Genomic DNA, 14,828 nt, shown 5'->3' on the forward strand with positions numbered 1-14,828 from the left:
ACATTGACGGATGGGGCCAGCCGGCGGATTTTTCAGGAATGCCCCTGGGGTTTGGTGTCAGAATATCCCATTGGCCTTTTGAACCTGACGCACATAGGCAATGATCGCGGCGATATCTGCATCGGTGACGCCAGCCACCGCAGGCATATCGCCGAAATTCCAATGATGGCGACGCACCCCCTGACGTGCCGCCAGAACAAAGGCCATGTCGCCATGATGTCCCGGTTCGTAATACTTATGCACCAGAGGTGGGCCTTTGCCGTCGACACCGCCGGCATTTGCGCCGTGACAGGTGGCACATTTGCTTTTGAAGATATCCGCACCTTCGGCGGCGGCCCCGGTCAACGCTGGCAAGGTGACCGACACGATCGTCTTGCCCTCGGTTGAATCGCCGTTCGGGGGTGGGGCACCTGCGCGCCAGCTTATCCACCCTATCACCATCGCGCCGGTCAGCGCGATCATCATAACCTTGTTTCTTGACATGCCACATATCCTGAAAATCTGTTTCAGGGTCTTCCTGCAGGTTCCACCTTGGGGAAGGTCAATAACCGTTATGCAGATTTCAGCGCCGGTTTCCCCTGCCCCGTCGCCCAGGCCCTGGCTGCATCGCCAAAAGCCGTAAACAGGGGGCGACTGACCGGATCATTGGCCGCATTCCATTCCGGATGCCATTGTACCGACAGCGTAAAGCCCCGTGCCCCTTCGATATAAATCGCCTCGGGTGTTCCGTCGGGCGCATGCCCGTCAACCACCACATTATGACCGGGTTTTTCAATACCCTGCCCGTGCAGCGTGTTGGTCATCACCTGCGAGGCCCCCATCAGCCGGTGAAACACGCCGCCTTGCCGGAAGTTTACCATGTGGCGCAGGGCAAACTGTTCCTCAAGCGTACCGTCAGGGGGCATGCGGTGGTTGTCCCGCCCCGGCAAATCGCGGATTTCAGGATGCAGCGTTCCGCCCAGGGCCACGTTCACCTCCTGAAAGCCACGACAGATGCCCATAAAGGGCTGACCGCGTTCCACGCAGGCCCGCACCAGCGGCAAGGTAATCGCATCACGGCAGCGGTCAAAGGTACCATGCGCCTCGGTCGGCGCGTGCCCGTATTCTTCGGGATGCACATTGGGCCGTCCACCGGTCAGCAGGAACCCGTCAAAGGTTTCAAGCAGTTCATCAACCGTCAGATAGCGCGGATCGGACGGGATCAGCAGCGGCATGCAACCAGCCACGTCGGCCACGGCTTCGGAATTCATCGTGCCACCGGCATGCACCGGATAGCGGTCGTTCAGCTCATAGCTGTTGCCAATAATACCAACCCTTGGACGAGTCATTTCAAGCTCTCGTTACTGAATCCTCGTGCAACGGTAGCCGCGCCCGCACAGACGGGCAACACCTGACATAGCGCAGACGGTTGTTCACCGACGCACAAAGCGCAAAACCGGTTGCCCTGAGGCAGCGCCCCGCACGCGAAAGTCAGATTTCGCCCGTCAGTCCAGCGGCCTCGATCCCGGCCATCGCGGCAATTGCGTCGTTGTCCGAACTATCGCCGGTCACGCCAACGGCACCAATTACAGCACCCTTTTTATCGCGCAGCAGAACACCGCCGGGCACCGGGATCACCTGACCGCCGTAGACGCCATTCACCGCCGCCATGAAATAGGCCTGCTGTTCGGCCCGCGCCATCTGCGCCGTGCCCGCCATGCCCAGCATCACAGCGCCGTAAGCCTTGCCATGCGCTATTGCGAACCGGCCGGGGGCTGCGCCATTCTCGCGCTCAAACGCCTGCACATGCCCGCCGGCGTCCAGCACCACAACCGACAGAGGCTTCAGCCCCATATCACGGCCTTTTTCCAGTGCCTTGCGAATGATCGTGCGCGCCCGGCGCAAAGAAATTCCCAATCTTCAACCCTTTCTTCTTGCTTTATTATCCTGGGAGAGTCCGAGGGGGTCAGCCCCCTCGCCCCTGCCATATCCTCAGGTGCGCTGGCTGGCCTTCAGTTCCAGACGCCGCGCGTGCAGAACCGGCTCGGTATACCCCGAAGGCTGCTCCCGCCCCTTGAAAACCAGGTCGCAGGCTGCCTGGAACGCGATCCCGTCATACCCCGGTGCCATCGGATGATAGGCCGGATCACCGGCGTTCTGGTCATCAACCACAACCGCCATCTTGCGCAGGGCCATCATCACCTCCTGGGCGTTGACCACATCATGGTGCAGCCAGTTCGCCAGCGCCTGACTGGATATCCGGCAGGTTGCGCGATCTTCCATCAGGCCGACATTGTTGATGTCGGGCACTTTGGAACAGCCCACCCCCTGATCAACCCAGCGGACCACATAACCCAGGATGCCCTGCGCGTTGTTTTCAACCTCGCGGGTGATCTGTTCGGCTGTCCATTTGCGGTAGGTCGCCAGCGGGATATCCAGCAAGGTATCAATATGCGCCCGGCGACCACCGGCCTTGAGTTTCGCTTGAACGGCAAAGACATTGATCTTGTGATAGTGCAGCGCATGCAGGGTGGCTGCCGTGGGGCTGGGCACCCAGGCACAGTTGGCCCCGGCCTTGGGATGTTCGATTTTCTGTTCCAGCATCGCCGCCATCAGATCGGGCATCGCCCACATGCCCTTGCCGATCTGCGCTTTGCCGGACAAGCCACATTCCAGACCGATATCAACGTTCAGGTTTTCATAGGCGCCGATCCAGGCCTTACGCTTGATGAAATCCTTGCGGCTGAACGGGCCGGCCTCCATCGAGGTGTGAATTTCGTCGCCGGTGCGGTCAAGGAATCCTGTGTTGATGAAGGCCACTCGCGATCTGGCGGCGCGGATACATTCCTTGAGGTTCACCGAGGTACGGCGCTCTTCGTCCATGATGCCGATCTTGACGGTGTTGGCAGGCAATCCCAAAGTCTTTTCCACATGGGTAAAGATGCGGTCGGTAAAGGCCACTTCTTCGGGGCCGTGCATCTTGGGTTTCACCACATAGATCGACCCGTGCAGTGAGTTGCCGCCGTCGCGGGCAAGGTCGTGTTTGGCGATCATCACCGTTATCATCGCATCAAGCAGACCTTCGAAGGCTTCGTTGCCGTCGCTGTCCAGAACCGCTGGGTTGGTCATCAGGTGCCCGACATTACGGATCCACAGCAGCGCACGGCCCTTGCGTGTAATGATCGAGCCGTCAGGTGCGGTATATGCCCGGTCGTCGTTCAGGCGGCGTGTGACGGTCTTGCCGGCTTTGTCCAGACGGGCCTCGAGATCACCTTTCATCAGACCCAGCCAGTTGGAATAGGCCTGTACCTTGTCCTCGGCATCCACGCAGGCGACGGAATCTTCACAATCCATGATCGCGGAAACCGCGCTTTCCAGCTGGACATCGGCCAGACCGGCCTGATCGCGACTGCCAATGGGATGGGCGCGGTCAAAGATCAGTTCGACGTGCAGGCCATTGTTGACCAGCAGCACCGCATCTGGCGCTTTGGGGTTGCCGCGATAGCCCACGAATTTCGATGGATCGACCAGCGGCAGGTCATCCACCAGCAAAGCGCCGTCATGCACGTGATAACGCCGCGCGTCGGCGTGACTTGTGCCCTCCAGCGGAAATGCCTCGTCCAGAAACACCCGTGCGCGGGCGACAACACGGGCACCACGACCCTTGTCATATCCACCTGCAGGTGGGGCGCTGCCCATGGCATCGGTGCCATAGAACCCGTCATAAAGACTGCCCCAACGGGCGTTGGCGGCGTTCAGCGCGTACCGCGCATTGGTAATCGGCACCACAAGCTGCGGGCCGGGAACCAATGCAATCTCGGGGTCAACGTTTGTGGTTTCAATCTGGAAATCGCCACCTTCAGGCAGCAGATATTCGATCTCTTGCAGAAAGGCGGTATAAGCGGCGTGGTCATGCGGCTGGTCGCGATGGGCGATATGCCAGGCATCTATTTTCGACTGGAGATCGTCCCGCTTGGCCAGCAATGCGCGGTTCTCGGGGCCCATGCCGTCGATAAGCTCGGATAGGCCGGCCCAGAATTGATCCGTACTCACACCGGTGCCAGTCAGTGCCTCGTTTTCGATGAAAGCCACCAGTTCGGGTGCCACCTGCAACCCGTGACGTTCCTGCATCTGACCCATTTGATACCCCTCTAAATCCCTGCTTTGATCAGTTTCCGGTTCTGTCTTACGCTGAAAGTTTCCTATCGGCAACAGCGTGGTAATATTAACTTACCAATCATTATCGAAGCTGTTTCAAAAAACCTGAAAAAGCAAATCATGGATGTGTGCCCTTGCGACTTGCGGCCCCCTGATGAAGTTTCTAACGTCACGCTGATCCAACCAGTGAGGCCCCCATGCGCGATGCCGCCCCCCAGACGATCTATCTTAAAGACTACACACCCTTTGGCTATCTGGTGGACAATGTCCATTTGACCTTTGCCCTGTCCCCGGGGGCCACCCGGGTCACCAGTCGCATCGCATTTCGCCCCAATCCCAAGGTGACGGACCGGGTATTTTTCCTGCATGGCGAAGATCTGAAGCTGCACTGGGCCAAAATCGACGGGGCCGACGTGTCGCCACAACTGACCGATCGCGGGCTGACCTGCACCGTTCCTGACGCACCGTTTATCTTTGAGGCCGAGGTTGAAATTGATCCGGCCGCCAACACGGCGCTGGAAGGGCTTTACATGTCGAACGGCATGTATTGCACCCAATGCGAAGCCGAAGGGTTTCGCAAGATCACCTACTACCCTGACCGCCCCGATGTGATGTCGGTCTTTACCGTACGCATCGAAGGCGATGAAAATGTCATGCTGTCCAATGGCAACCCGGTAGCCGATGGTGATGGTTTTGCCGAGTGGCAAGATCCCTGGCCCAAGCCCGCCTATCTGTTTGCGCTTGTCGCGGGCGATCTGGTCAATCACCCAGACCGCTTTACCACCCGTTCGGGCCGCGAAGTAGAACTGAACATCTGGGTTCGCCCGGGCGACGAAGGCAAATGCGCCTTTGGCATGGAAGCGCTGAAGAAGTCGATGAAATGGGACGAGGATGTATACGGACGCGAATATGATCTGGATATATTCAACATCGTCGCGGTGGATGATTTCAACATGGGCGCGATGGAAAACAAGGGGCTGAACATCTTCAACTCCTCGGCCGTTCTGGCCAGCGCTGAAACCAGCACCGATGCCAATTTTGAACGGATTGAAGCGATCATCGCCCATGAGTATTTTCATAACTGGACCGGCAACCGCATCACCTGTCGCGACTGGTTTCAGCTTTGCCTGAAAGAGGGGTTGACGGTGTATCGCGACAGCCAGTTCACCAGCGACATGCGCAGTGCGCCGGTCAAACGGATCAGCGATGTGATCGCCCTGCGTGCGCGACAGTTCCGCGAGGATAACGGACCGTTGGCGCATCCCGTGCGCCCCGACAGTTTTGTCGAGATCAACAATTTCTACACCGCCACGGTTTATGAAAAAGGCGCCGAACTGATTGGTATGCTCAAGACGCTGGTGGGGGATGAGGCCTATTACAAAGCGCTGGATCTGTATTTCGAGCGCCACGATGGCGATGCCGCCACGATCGAGGATTGGTTAAATGTGTTTCAGGATGCCACCGGGCGCGACCTGACGCAGTTCAAGTGCTGGTATGAAGAGGCAGGAACCCCGCGCCTGACGGTAAGCGATGACTTCAAGGACGGAACATATACCCTTAATTTTGAACAAAAAACACCACCGACACCTGGGCAGGATGTGAAAAACCCCAGGGTGATTCCGATCACAGTAGGCCTGCTTGGCCCCAATGGTGATGAAGTGCGCGAGTCGACCGTTCTTGAAATGACGGAAGGCAAGCAAAGCTTTTCATTCGATGGTTTAAGTACACGCCCTATACCCTCCATTTTACGTGGCTTTTCCGCTCCTGTCATTCTGGAACGCAAGACGGCAAACACGGAACGCGCTTTTCTGCTCGCGCATGACACCGACCCTTTCAACAAGTGGGAAGCCGGCAATGCTTTGGCCCGCGACGGGCTGATTGCGATGGTGCGCGACGGGGCCGCCCCTGACGGGGCCTATCTGGACGCTGTGCAGACCATGGCAAGAGATGACGATCTTGATCCGGCTTTTCGGGCGCTGGCGCTTGGCCTGCCGTCACAGGACGATCTGGCGCAGGCGCTGTTTGATCTGGGCCACACGCCTGATCCGCAAGCCATCTGGGACGCACTGGAGACACTGCGACAGGCCCGCGCACAAGCGATGCAGGATCTGGCCCCCCGTTTATATGCCCAGTTCCAGGTCAACGAAGCCTATTCCCCCGACGCCAGGCAAGCAGGCGCGCGGGCGCTGGCCAATGCCGCCCTTGGGCTGATAACCCGGCTGGACGGCGGATCGCAGGCCCAAAAGCAATACGACACTGCCGATAACATGACCCAGCAACTGGCTGCCTGGTCGTGCCTTTTACAGGCGAAAACCGGGGATGCGGCGACGCAGGCATTTTACCGGCAATGGCAGCATGACCGCCTGGTGATTGATAAGTGGTTCATGCTGCAGATCCTGCACGCCGAGCCAGAAGAGGCCGCAAATACCGTTAAGAAGCTCACTAAACATACTGACTTTACGATGAAAAACCCAAACAGATTCCGGGCGACCCTGGGGGCACTTTCAGGCTCGGCAGCCGGGTTCCATCATGCCCGTGGCGAAGGATACAAAGTGCTGGCCGACTGGCTGATCAAGCTTGATCCGCTCAACCCGCAGACCACCGCGCGCATGTGTTCCGCCTTTGAAACATGGAAACGGTATGACTCCGGCCGCCAAGCCCTGATCAAGGCGCAGCTTGACCGGATTCTGGCCACACCCAACCTGAGTCGCGACACCACCGAGATGGTCAGCCGTATCCGGGGGGCCTGACCCCCCGCATGATCAGTTGCGGTCTTGGGTTTCTGAAAGGCCTGCAGGACGTTGCTGCGGGCGAACCGACTCGATCGGCTTGCAATAGCTCTGGGCGCGGGTCCAGGCCATCATGTCGTTGCGCTTGGACCGGTTGTGCAAAGGGCCCCAGTCTGCGGCGACCCCGCCCATGCCCCTGGACACCACCCCGTCACGCGGGACTGTCACGGCCATGATCCGTACCGCACACGACAGGTTGTCGGGCCCGTTTTTCAGTGCCGCGCCGCTGCCGGCCCGACATTTATATCCACGTGCCGTCGACGGTTTGATCTGCAACAGGCCAAACCATTTGCCACCACCCCCCACAGCATCGGGGCGATACGTGCTTTCATGCTTGGCAAGAGCGGACAAGAATCCCACCCAGAACGCCCGCCGCCTGTCGGCATCGGCCTGCGGATAGGCCGGGCACCAATTCGCAATATCACCCGGCACCAGTTGCACAAGCGGGGCGCCATGAGCCCTGAGCGCGGAAAGGGTGCTGCGGGTCCAAAGCAGGGCCTCGGCGCGATGCTCCCATCTGGTGCGCGGGATATTGCCGTCGCGAACGGGCGGATTATCGCCGACAAATCCCGGCTGAACCCCTTGCGCAACCGCAAAGAGGGGGAAAAGAATCATTACAAAACAGGCAGCTACCCGGAACATTTAAACATGATCGCTGTTTTCGCGGGCCAAATCAACGGCCCCTTAAATGTTGAGAATTTTCCCGCCGTTTTCGGCAGCGCCCTCTTTTGGCCAAAAATACAATCTATAATAGAAGTACAGTTTATTGGAGACCCGATGTCGATTGCCGTTAAGTCAGGCCTGAATTTTGTTGACGCCATCAAATCAAGATTGGCGAAGAACAAATTTGCAGACCGCGCACAGTTGCTGCGTTTCGGCCTCCCCCAGGCCGCGCGCCGGCATGATGTCAGTGAACTGGCACAACATATCATCCTGCCGTGCCTGCCGGTCACGGACGAAGAAATGGCGCGCACCCGACACCGCGACAGGGGGCAAAAGATGGCGCGGCAAGAAATGTGGCAGGAGTTGTCGGATATGATTGAATATGCCGATGATGCCAGACTGGCCACGTCCGGAGGTGACAATGCCGCACTGTTGCTGGCTACCGGAGCACGCGGCGATATCGTGGCCGCCGCCGAAGATGCCCTTTGTGACGGATCAACCCCGGACCCCGAAGGCATCGAGGCGCTGGAGGCGGTGCTGACCGAACACCCCGGCAATGCCGTCTGCGCGATGATCGTGGCGATGACCTATATCGATATCGGGTGGATCTGGCGCAATCTGGCTGCCGGAAAAACCCAGCAAGAACGTGAACTGCGCTATCGCGCGAATATCAGGCGCGCAGCCGATTTGCTGGCGCCGTTCGATCCGGTCGATCTGGATTCACCCTCTTTGGCTGCAGCTCTTTGCGCCCTGACCGAAGCGCAGCCAGTTCAGGAAACAAGCGTGACAGAAGCCTACACGCAACTGATCGAGCTGGACCCGGACTGCCCCCGCCATATGCGGTCCTATGGCCGTAGCCTTCTGCCGGACAGGTTTGGCAGCCATGAGCAACTTGAGGTTCAGGCACGCCGCATTGCCGCGCTTACTGCAGACGTCTGGGGGGCCGGGGCGTACGCTTGGATGTACATTGACGCACTGGCGCTTGACGCGAAAGCACTGGTTCTTCTGGACAGCGATTTATTCATTGCCGGTCTGCGCGATATTCTGAGTTGCAGACGAGATCAGCATGTGGTCAATCAACTGGCCGCTTTTTGTGCCATTACGATGGCCCCGCCCGCAGACAAAGATAAACTTCCCGCCAGGGCCGAAGAAAAACGCGCGAGGCTGTATCGTTGTGTCGACTGGATTATTACCGATCACCTGCAGGAACTGCATCCGCTGATCTGGGCGCAGGCGTTGCTTACCCCGGGGCTGACCGCGCCACTGCCCCGCCGCCAGGCGCTGGTTGCGAAGGGGCGCGAGATCGCCCTTCAGACGATTGCAGAACGTTTTGCCGACGATATCGCAGGGGGCGCATCCCTGGTGTTTTCAACGGACGGCATGAACCGTATCCCCGGTCGCTAGCCCCGGCTTAGCCACTTCGACGCAACTCAGACGGTGTGGCACCGTATTGCCTCCTCATGGCACGGGTCATTGCCGCCGGGGAATCGTACCCGCAACGCAACCCGATCTCGGCAATGCTAAGATTGGTGCCTTCCAGCATCTTGCGGGCCGAAGCCAGGCGCAGGTGGCGGTAGACTGTGCCCGGTGGCGCACCCAATGCGGCCCGGAACCTGCGGTCAAGCGTGCGCGGCTGACACGACAGGTGTCGCGCCAGAATGGTCTGCGACAGCGGATATTCCAGATTGTTCCGCATCAGCGCCAGCGCACGGCTGACCAGCGGATCGCTGACGGCCTTTTGATCGCGGTTCGATCCGACAGGTGGATCGCCGTGGATAAAAAGGGCCTCGACATCCAGCCGCGCTGACATTCCCAGATGGTCATTGATCAGGCCCATTGTCAGGTCCAGCGCCGACATCGCCCCGGCGCAGGTCATCATCGGACCGTCGCGCACAACCCGCGCCTGTTCGGCCTCAACCCCCAGAAACGCTTCGGTAAATCCATCCAGCAGATCCCAGTGTACTGTGGCACGCCTTCCGTTCAACAGCCCTGCAGACGCCATGAGCCAGGGCCCGGCATCCAACCCCACAGTGACCTGTGCCCGTCGAGAGGCCCGCTGCAACGCCTGGCGGGTCGCGCGCGTGTCGTGACGGTCATGGTCATAGCTGGCCGTGATAAAGAGATAGTCGCAGGGTTTCAGTGCCGCCAAAGGTGCATGCGGAACCACCTGCATTCCGCTTGACGACAGAACGGGAGCGCCATCGGATGTCAGAATCTGCCAGTCGAATGCTCGCTTCAACGTTTGGGTGTTGGCGGCGCGCAATGGCTCCAGACAGTTGGCCAGGCACAGGTTTGAAAACTGATCGAAGATCAGAAAACCAATGCTGACCGGAGCAGAATGATGTTTTGTCCATTCAGGCATGATTTTTGTCTGATACGGCAAATTTATCGAGAGCACCAGAGCGATAGGCTGAACCCAACGCAAAACTGGGAGACTCAGATGCCACTGACCATGAACCGTGAGGTTTTTATCACCTGCGCCGTAACCGGCTCGGGCGCGACCCAGGATCGCAGCCCGCATGTGCCGCGTTCCCCCCAGCAGATTGCGGAAAGTGCGATAGCCGCCGCCAGGGCCGGGGCCGCAGTGGTGCATTGCCATGTGCGCGATCCCGAAACCGGCGCACCGTCACGTGACCCGAAGATGTTTCGCGAAGTCACCGACCGCATCCGCGATGCCGAAGTTGACGTGGTGCTGAACCTGACCGCAGGCATGGGCGGTGACATGGTGTTTGGCGATGTTGAAAACCCGCTGCCGGTGAACGAACTGGGCACCGACATGGCGGGTGCAACCGAGCGGGTGGCCCATGTGGCCGAGTGCCTGCCCGAGATTTGCACACTCGATTGCGGCACGATGAACTTTGCCGAAGCCGATTATGTCATGACCAACACCCCCGGCATGCTGACCGCGATGGGCCGGATGATGACCGAACTGGGTGTCAAACCCGAGATCGAGGCATTTGACACTGGCCATCTTTGGTACGCAAAACAACTGGTGGCCGATGGCGTGCTGGAGGCGGATGCACTGGTGCAGCTGTGCATGGGCGTGCCATGGGGTGCGCCGAATGACCTGAATACCTTCATGGCGATGGTCAATAACGTGCCTGACAACTGGAACTGGTCAGCGTTTTCGCTGGGGCGCGATCAGATGGCCTATGTTGCCGCCAGCGTATTGGCGGGGGGCAATGTGCGTGTTGGACTGGAAGACAACCTGATGCTGGATCGTGGTGTTTTGGCGGAAAACTGGCAGCTGGTTGAGCGCGCGGGTGAGATTATCGAGCGTATGGGCGCGCGGGTCATCGGCCCCGAAGAAGTGCGCAAGAAACTGGGCCTGACCAAGCGGGCGCCAAAAGGATGACAACCCAGCGGGTCCTGATCACCGCCGGGGCCAGTGGCATCGGGCTGGGGTTGGCGCGCCGGTTTGCCGAACGCGGCGACCGGGTGGCGATTTGCGATGCTGACGGCGATGCCGTGGCCCGCGTTCAGTCAGAGCATCCGGAGTTTATCGCCCGCCAGGCGGATGTAACCAACGAGGCGCAGATGGCTGCGTTTTTTGACAGGGTCGAAACCGAATGGGGCGGGGTTGATGTGGTCTGCGCCAATGCCGGTACCGGCGGTCCTGCGGGACGGATCGAGGATCTGGAGTACGACGCCTGGGCTGCCTGCATCAACGTCAACCTGAATGGCACGTTTCTGACCTGCCGTAGGGCGGCGCGGATGATGCGCAGGCAAGGGTCGGGCCTGATCCTGCTGACGACCTCAACCGCAGGTCTGTTTGGCTATCCGCTGAGATCGCCCTATGCCGCCGCGAAATGGGGGTTGGTAGGTCTGACCAAAACACTGGCCATGGAACTGGGACCAGTGGGCGTGCGCGTCAATGCCATTGCCCCCGGTGCAGTCGAGGGCGACCGGATGGAACGTGTGCTGGCCAATGAATCGGCAGCCTCGGGCCGACCTGTGGAAGATCTGCGCCAGCAATATGTCAAAGGTGTCAGCCTGCGCACATGGGTGAACACAGACGATCTTGCCGATATGGCGCTTTTTCTTTCCTCATCCGCCGCCAGCAAAATCTCGGGTCAGATTCTGGCGGTCGACGGGCACACGGAAACGCTGGTGCCATGAAAGCCTGGTGTGCGCTGATTGTCGTGGCAGCTCTGACGGCTTGCACTGCCAAGCCCCCTGCCCCCGGCTATCGCGACGACTCACCGCTCAGCATCACGACCCGCGATGATGACAAACGGCTGGCGGGCGACTGGCAGGTGCGCGGGTATTACCCAGGCGATGACGCCTTGCAACAGGTTGCCTTTTTACCGGAATGGCAGGGCACGCCTGCATTTGAACTGGTGACACGCAGCTGCGAAGACACTGGCGATTGCGAAGATGTGGGCGAAATCTGGCGCGCCAAATCTTTGGGCCCGAACCGGTGGACAATCAGCGGCCCGCACAGTGAAGCTGAACGCGAGCTGTGGGTGGTCTGGGTCGACGAAGGTTACCGCACTGCAGCGATCGGGGCCCCCGATGGCCGGTACGGCTGGGTGCTGGACCGCACCGCTAAAGGTGGTGCTGACCGTATAAAGGCCGCACGCGAAATACTGGACTTCAACGGATATGACATCGGCGCAATGATCCTGCGCTAAAGGGAGTGACTGGAATGGCTGGAACAGCAGCAATTATCGGTGGCGGCGTGATTGGCGGCGGATGGGCCGCACGGTTTTTGCTCAATGGCTGGGACGTACGGGTGTTTGACCCCGACCCGGAAGCCACCCGCAAGATTGGCGAGGTGTTGGATAATGCCCGCAATGCCCTGCCGATGCTGTATGATTTTGCCCTGCCCGACGAGGGTAAGCTGAGTTTCCACCCCACCATGTCCGAGGCCGTGGCAGGAGCAGAATGGATCCAGGAAAGCGTGCCTGAGCGGCTGGAGCTGAAGCGCAAGGTCTATCAGACATTGCAGGAACACTGTGATGCGAATGCCGTGATCGGCTCGTCAACCTCGGGCTTCAAGCCCTCGGAGCTTCAAGGCTGTGCCACGCGGCCTGATCAGATTGTGGTAACGCACCCTTTTAACCCGGTCTATCTGCTGCCGCTGATCGAACTGGTAACAACCGACAGGAACCCAAGTGAGCTGATTAACGGGGCAAAGGAGACGCTGACCAGTCTGGGTCTTTATCCGCTGCATGTTAAAAAGGAAATCGACGCGCATATCGCTGACCGGTTCCTTGAAGCGGTGTGGCGCGAGGCGCTATGGCTGATCAAGGACGGTATCGCCACGACCGAGGAAATCGACAATGCGATCCGCTATGGTTTTGGCATCCGATGGGCGCAGATGGGCCTGTTTGAAACCTACCGCGTGGCCGGGGGCGAGGCGGGCATGAAACATTTCATTGATCAGTTCGGCCCCTGCCTGCAGTGGCCCTGGACCAAGCTGATGGATGTGCCGGAACTGACAGATGAACTGGCGCAGATGATCGCCGATCAGTCAGACGCACAATCGGGGCATCTGAGCATCCGCGAACTGGAGCGCAAGCGCGATGGCAACCTGATCGCGATGATGCGGGCGTTGCGGCAACAGGACAATGCGGCCGGACGGCTGATCAACGAACATCAGGCGGGCCTGCGGCCTGTGCTGAAGGACGGCCCCCCGATCATCAGCGCGCGGCGGGTGATCCCGATCGACTGGACCGATTACAACGGCCATATGAACGAAGGCCGCTATGGGCAGTTGTTCAGTGATGCAGCCGACGCGATCATGACCCACGTCGGCGCCGATGACGCCTATATCGCCGCCGGCAACAGCTATTTCACCGCCGAGACAAACATCAAATTCCTGTCCGAGGCCCATGCCGGTGAAAAGGTTGTGGTTGAAAGCCTAGTCACCCAGGGCGAAGGCAAGAAGCTGCGCTGCTATCACGAAATGAAGCGCGAAGCAGATGGCGAGATTCTGGCCACATCGGACCAGTTCATGCTGCACGTGAATCTAGAGTCGCGCAGGTCCTGCGATCCGCTGCCGGAGGTTCTGGCGCGGGTTGAAGCGCTGGCAGCCCTTCACAAGGAGAATTGAGATGCATTTCGGACTGACCGACGAACAGGACATGATCGTCTCGACTGTGCGCAGCTTTGTCGAAAACGAGATTTACCCCCATGAGGCCGAGGTAGAGCGAACCGGCAAGGTGCCCGCCGACGTCGCAGAACGGATCAAGCAAAAGACAATTGATCTGGGATTTTATGCCTGCAATTTCCCGGAAGAGGTGGGCGGCGCGGGCCTGAATCATCTGGAATTCGCACTGGTCGAGCGGGAGCTGGGGCGCGGATCTATGGCCCTCAACCATTTCTTCGGCCGCCCGCAGAACATCCTGATGGCCTGCAACGCCGAACAGCGCGAACGTTATTTGCTGCCCGCTGTGCGTGGAGAGCGGATGGATGCGCTGGCGATGACCGAACCGGGCGCCGGATCGGACGTGCGCGGCATGGCGTGCTCTGCCCGGCGCGAGGGCGGCGATTGGGTTCTGAATGGCACAAAGCACTTTATCAGCGGTGCGGATCACGCTGATTTCATTATTGTTTTCGTAGCTACGGGCGAGGACGATACCCCGCGTGGCCCCAAGAAACGTATCACCACCTTTCTGGTGGATCGCGGAACGCCCGGCTTCACCATTCGCGAAGGCTATAAGTCGGTCAGTCACCGGGGCTACAAGAACTGCATTCTGGAGTTTGACGATTGCCGCCTGCCGGACGCCCAGGTGCTGGGCGAGGTCGATGGCGGTTTTGCTGTGATGAATGAATGGCTTTACGCCACCCGCATCACCGTCGCCACCATGAGCGTGGGCCGCGCCCGGCGCTGTTTCGACATGGCGCTGAACTATGCCGCCGAGCGCAAGCAGTTCGGTCAGCAGATTGGCAAGTTTCAGGGGGTCAGTTTCCAGATCGCCGATATGATTACCGAAATCGACGCGGCTGATCTGCTGACGCTGAATGCCGCCTGGCGGCTGGATCAGGGCCTGCCTGCAAATCGCGAAATTGCCTCGGCCAAGGTCTATGCCAGCGAAATGCTGGCGCGCGTTACGGACGCCACATTGCAGATTTACGGAGGTATGGGGCTGATGGATGACTTCCCCATCGAGCGCTTCTGGCGAGATGCCCGGGTCGAACGTATCTGGGACGGTACATCGGAAATTCAACGCCACATCATCAGTCGTGAACTGCTAAGGCCCTTGGGGGCATGAGACCATGAACGCGCCTAAA

Annotated in this window: 13 protein-coding genes; 7 read left to right on the forward strand and 6 right to left on the reverse strand. The window is 59.4% G+C overall.

Annotation, left to right across the window (positions count from 1 at the left end; genetic code table 11):
* Positions 1-57: 57 nt before the first annotated feature.
* The 4 genes from PEL8287_RS13665 to PEL8287_RS13680 form a co-directional block, all read right to left on the reverse strand.
* Positions 58-483: a c-type cytochrome gene (locus tag PEL8287_RS13665; RefSeq protein ID WP_085892992.1), complete on the reverse strand. Its 426-nt coding sequence runs from the start codon at positions 481-483 to the stop codon at positions 58-60.
* A 68-nt stretch (positions 484-551) separates the two neighbouring features.
* Positions 552-1,328, reverse strand: a complete 777-nt coding sequence (locus PEL8287_RS13670) for a gamma-glutamyl-gamma-aminobutyrate hydrolase family protein (protein WP_085892993.1) — start codon at positions 1,326-1,328, stop codon at positions 552-554.
* Between the two features lie 142 nt (positions 1,329-1,470).
* On the reverse strand, positions 1,471-1,896 hold the full coding sequence (locus PEL8287_RS13675; protein WP_085892994.1) for a GlcG/HbpS family heme-binding protein: 426 nt from the start codon (positions 1,894-1,896) through the stop codon (positions 1,471-1,473).
* Between the two features lie 75 nt (positions 1,897-1,971).
* The gene (locus PEL8287_RS13680; protein WP_085892995.1) at positions 1,972-4,119 is read right to left on the reverse strand and encodes a malate synthase G; all 2,148 of its coding nucleotides are present in this window, start codon (positions 4,117-4,119) and stop codon (positions 1,972-1,974) included.
* Positions 4,120-4,334: 215 nt separating this feature from the next.
* On the opposite strand from PEL8287_RS13680, the gene pepN reads away from it, so the two are divergent.
* Complete coding sequence (pepN, locus tag PEL8287_RS13685) at positions 4,335-6,887, forward strand: aminopeptidase N (protein WP_085892996.1); 2,553 nt, start codon at positions 4,335-4,337, stop codon at positions 6,885-6,887.
* 12 nt (positions 6,888-6,899) lie between these two features.
* Here the strand turns inward: pepN and PEL8287_RS13690 are convergent, their stop codons facing one another.
* A complete protein-coding gene (locus PEL8287_RS13690) occupies positions 6,900-7,541 on the reverse strand; it encodes a transglycosylase SLT domain-containing protein (RefSeq protein WP_235862305.1) in 642 nt (213 codons plus the stop codon).
* Between the two features lie 162 nt (positions 7,542-7,703).
* Between PEL8287_RS13690 and PEL8287_RS13695 the strand changes: the two genes are divergently transcribed.
* On the forward strand, positions 7,704-8,993 hold the full coding sequence (locus PEL8287_RS13695; RefSeq protein WP_085893164.1) for a hypothetical protein: 1,290 nt from the start codon (positions 7,704-7,706) through the stop codon (positions 8,991-8,993).
* Positions 8,994-9,000: 7 nt separating this feature from the next.
* Here PEL8287_RS13695 and PEL8287_RS13700 read toward each other — a convergent pair whose 3' ends face one another.
* Entirely contained in the window at positions 9,001-9,951 is a 951-nt protein-coding gene (locus tag PEL8287_RS13700) for a GlxA family transcriptional regulator (RefSeq protein ID WP_085892998.1), read from the reverse strand.
* A gap of 78 nt (positions 9,952-10,029) precedes the next feature.
* Between PEL8287_RS13700 and bcoG the strand changes: the two genes are divergently transcribed.
* The 5 genes from bcoG to PEL8287_RS13725 are packed head-to-tail and all read left to right on the forward strand — an operon-like array spanning position 10,030 to position 14,809.
* Positions 10,030-10,944 (forward strand): 3-dehydrocarnitine:acetyl-CoA trimethylamine transferase BcoG, encoded by a 915-nt coding sequence (gene bcoG / locus PEL8287_RS13705; RefSeq protein WP_085892999.1) that lies wholly within the window; start codon positions 10,030-10,032, stop codon positions 10,942-10,944.
* Positions 10,941-11,708, forward strand: coding sequence for an SDR family oxidoreductase (locus PEL8287_RS13710; RefSeq protein WP_085893000.1), 768 nt, complete (start codon positions 10,941-10,943; stop codon positions 11,706-11,708). The genes bcoG and PEL8287_RS13710 overlap by 4 nt, the downstream gene beginning before the upstream one ends.
* Positions 11,705-12,223: a lipocalin family protein gene (locus PEL8287_RS13715; RefSeq protein ID WP_085893001.1), complete on the forward strand. Its 519-nt coding sequence runs from the start codon at positions 11,705-11,707 to the stop codon at positions 12,221-12,223. Before PEL8287_RS13710 ends, PEL8287_RS13715 begins: the two co-directional genes overlap by 4 nt.
* A 14-nt stretch (positions 12,224-12,237) precedes the next feature.
* On the forward strand, positions 12,238-13,647 hold the full coding sequence (locus PEL8287_RS13720) for a carnitine 3-dehydrogenase (RefSeq protein WP_085893002.1): 1,410 nt from the start codon (positions 12,238-12,240) through the stop codon (positions 13,645-13,647).
* Position 13,648: 1 nt separating this feature from the next.
* A complete protein-coding gene (locus tag PEL8287_RS13725; protein ID WP_085893003.1) occupies positions 13,649-14,809 on the forward strand; it encodes an acyl-CoA dehydrogenase family protein in 1,161 nt (386 codons plus the stop codon).
* Positions 14,810-14,828 lie beyond the last annotated feature (19 nt).

It is taken from the genome of Roseovarius litorisediminis (genome assembly GCF_900172295.1).
Classification (GTDB): Bacteria; Pseudomonadota; Alphaproteobacteria; order Rhodobacterales; family Rhodobacteraceae; genus Roseovarius; species Roseovarius litorisediminis.

What these genes read in the sequence shown, in the direction of transcription:
- pepN (WP_085892996.1), top strand. Translation starts at nt 4,335, where the DNA reads ATGCGCGATGCCGCCCCCCAGACGATCTATCTTAAAGACTACACACCC.
- PEL8287_RS13720 (WP_085893002.1), top strand. Translation starts at nt 12,238, where the DNA reads ATGGCTGGAACAGCAGCAATTATCGGTGGCGGCGTGATTGGCGGCGGA.
- PEL8287_RS13700 (WP_085892998.1), bottom strand. Translation starts at nt 9,951, where the DNA reads ATGCCTGAATGGACAAAACATCATTCTGCTCCGGTCAGCATTGGTTTT.
- PEL8287_RS13665 (WP_085892992.1), bottom strand. Translation starts at nt 483, where the DNA reads ATGTCAAGAAACAAGGTTATGATGATCGCGCTGACCGGCGCGATGGTG.
- PEL8287_RS13695 (WP_085893164.1), top strand. Translation starts at nt 7,704, where the DNA reads ATGTCGATTGCCGTTAAGTCAGGCCTGAATTTTGTTGACGCCATCAAA.
- PEL8287_RS13725 (WP_085893003.1), top strand. Translation starts at nt 13,649, where the DNA reads ATGCATTTCGGACTGACCGACGAACAGGACATGATCGTCTCGACTGTG.
- PEL8287_RS13680 (WP_085892995.1), bottom strand. Translation starts at nt 4,119, where the DNA reads ATGGGTCAGATGCAGGAACGTCACGGGTTGCAGGTGGCACCCGAACTG.
- PEL8287_RS13670 (WP_085892993.1), bottom strand. Translation starts at nt 1,328, where the DNA reads ATGACTCGTCCAAGGGTTGGTATTATTGGCAACAGCTATGAGCTGAAC.
- bcoG (WP_085892999.1), top strand. Translation starts at nt 10,030, where the DNA reads ATGCCACTGACCATGAACCGTGAGGTTTTTATCACCTGCGCCGTAACC.
- PEL8287_RS13690 (WP_235862305.1), bottom strand. Translation starts at nt 7,541, where the DNA reads ATGATTCTTTTCCCCCTCTTTGCGGTTGCGCAAGGGGTTCAGCCGGGA.
- PEL8287_RS13715 (WP_085893001.1), top strand. Translation starts at nt 11,705, where the DNA reads ATGAAAGCCTGGTGTGCGCTGATTGTCGTGGCAGCTCTGACGGCTTGC.
- PEL8287_RS13710 (WP_085893000.1), top strand. Translation starts at nt 10,941, where the DNA reads ATGACAACCCAGCGGGTCCTGATCACCGCCGGGGCCAGTGGCATCGGG.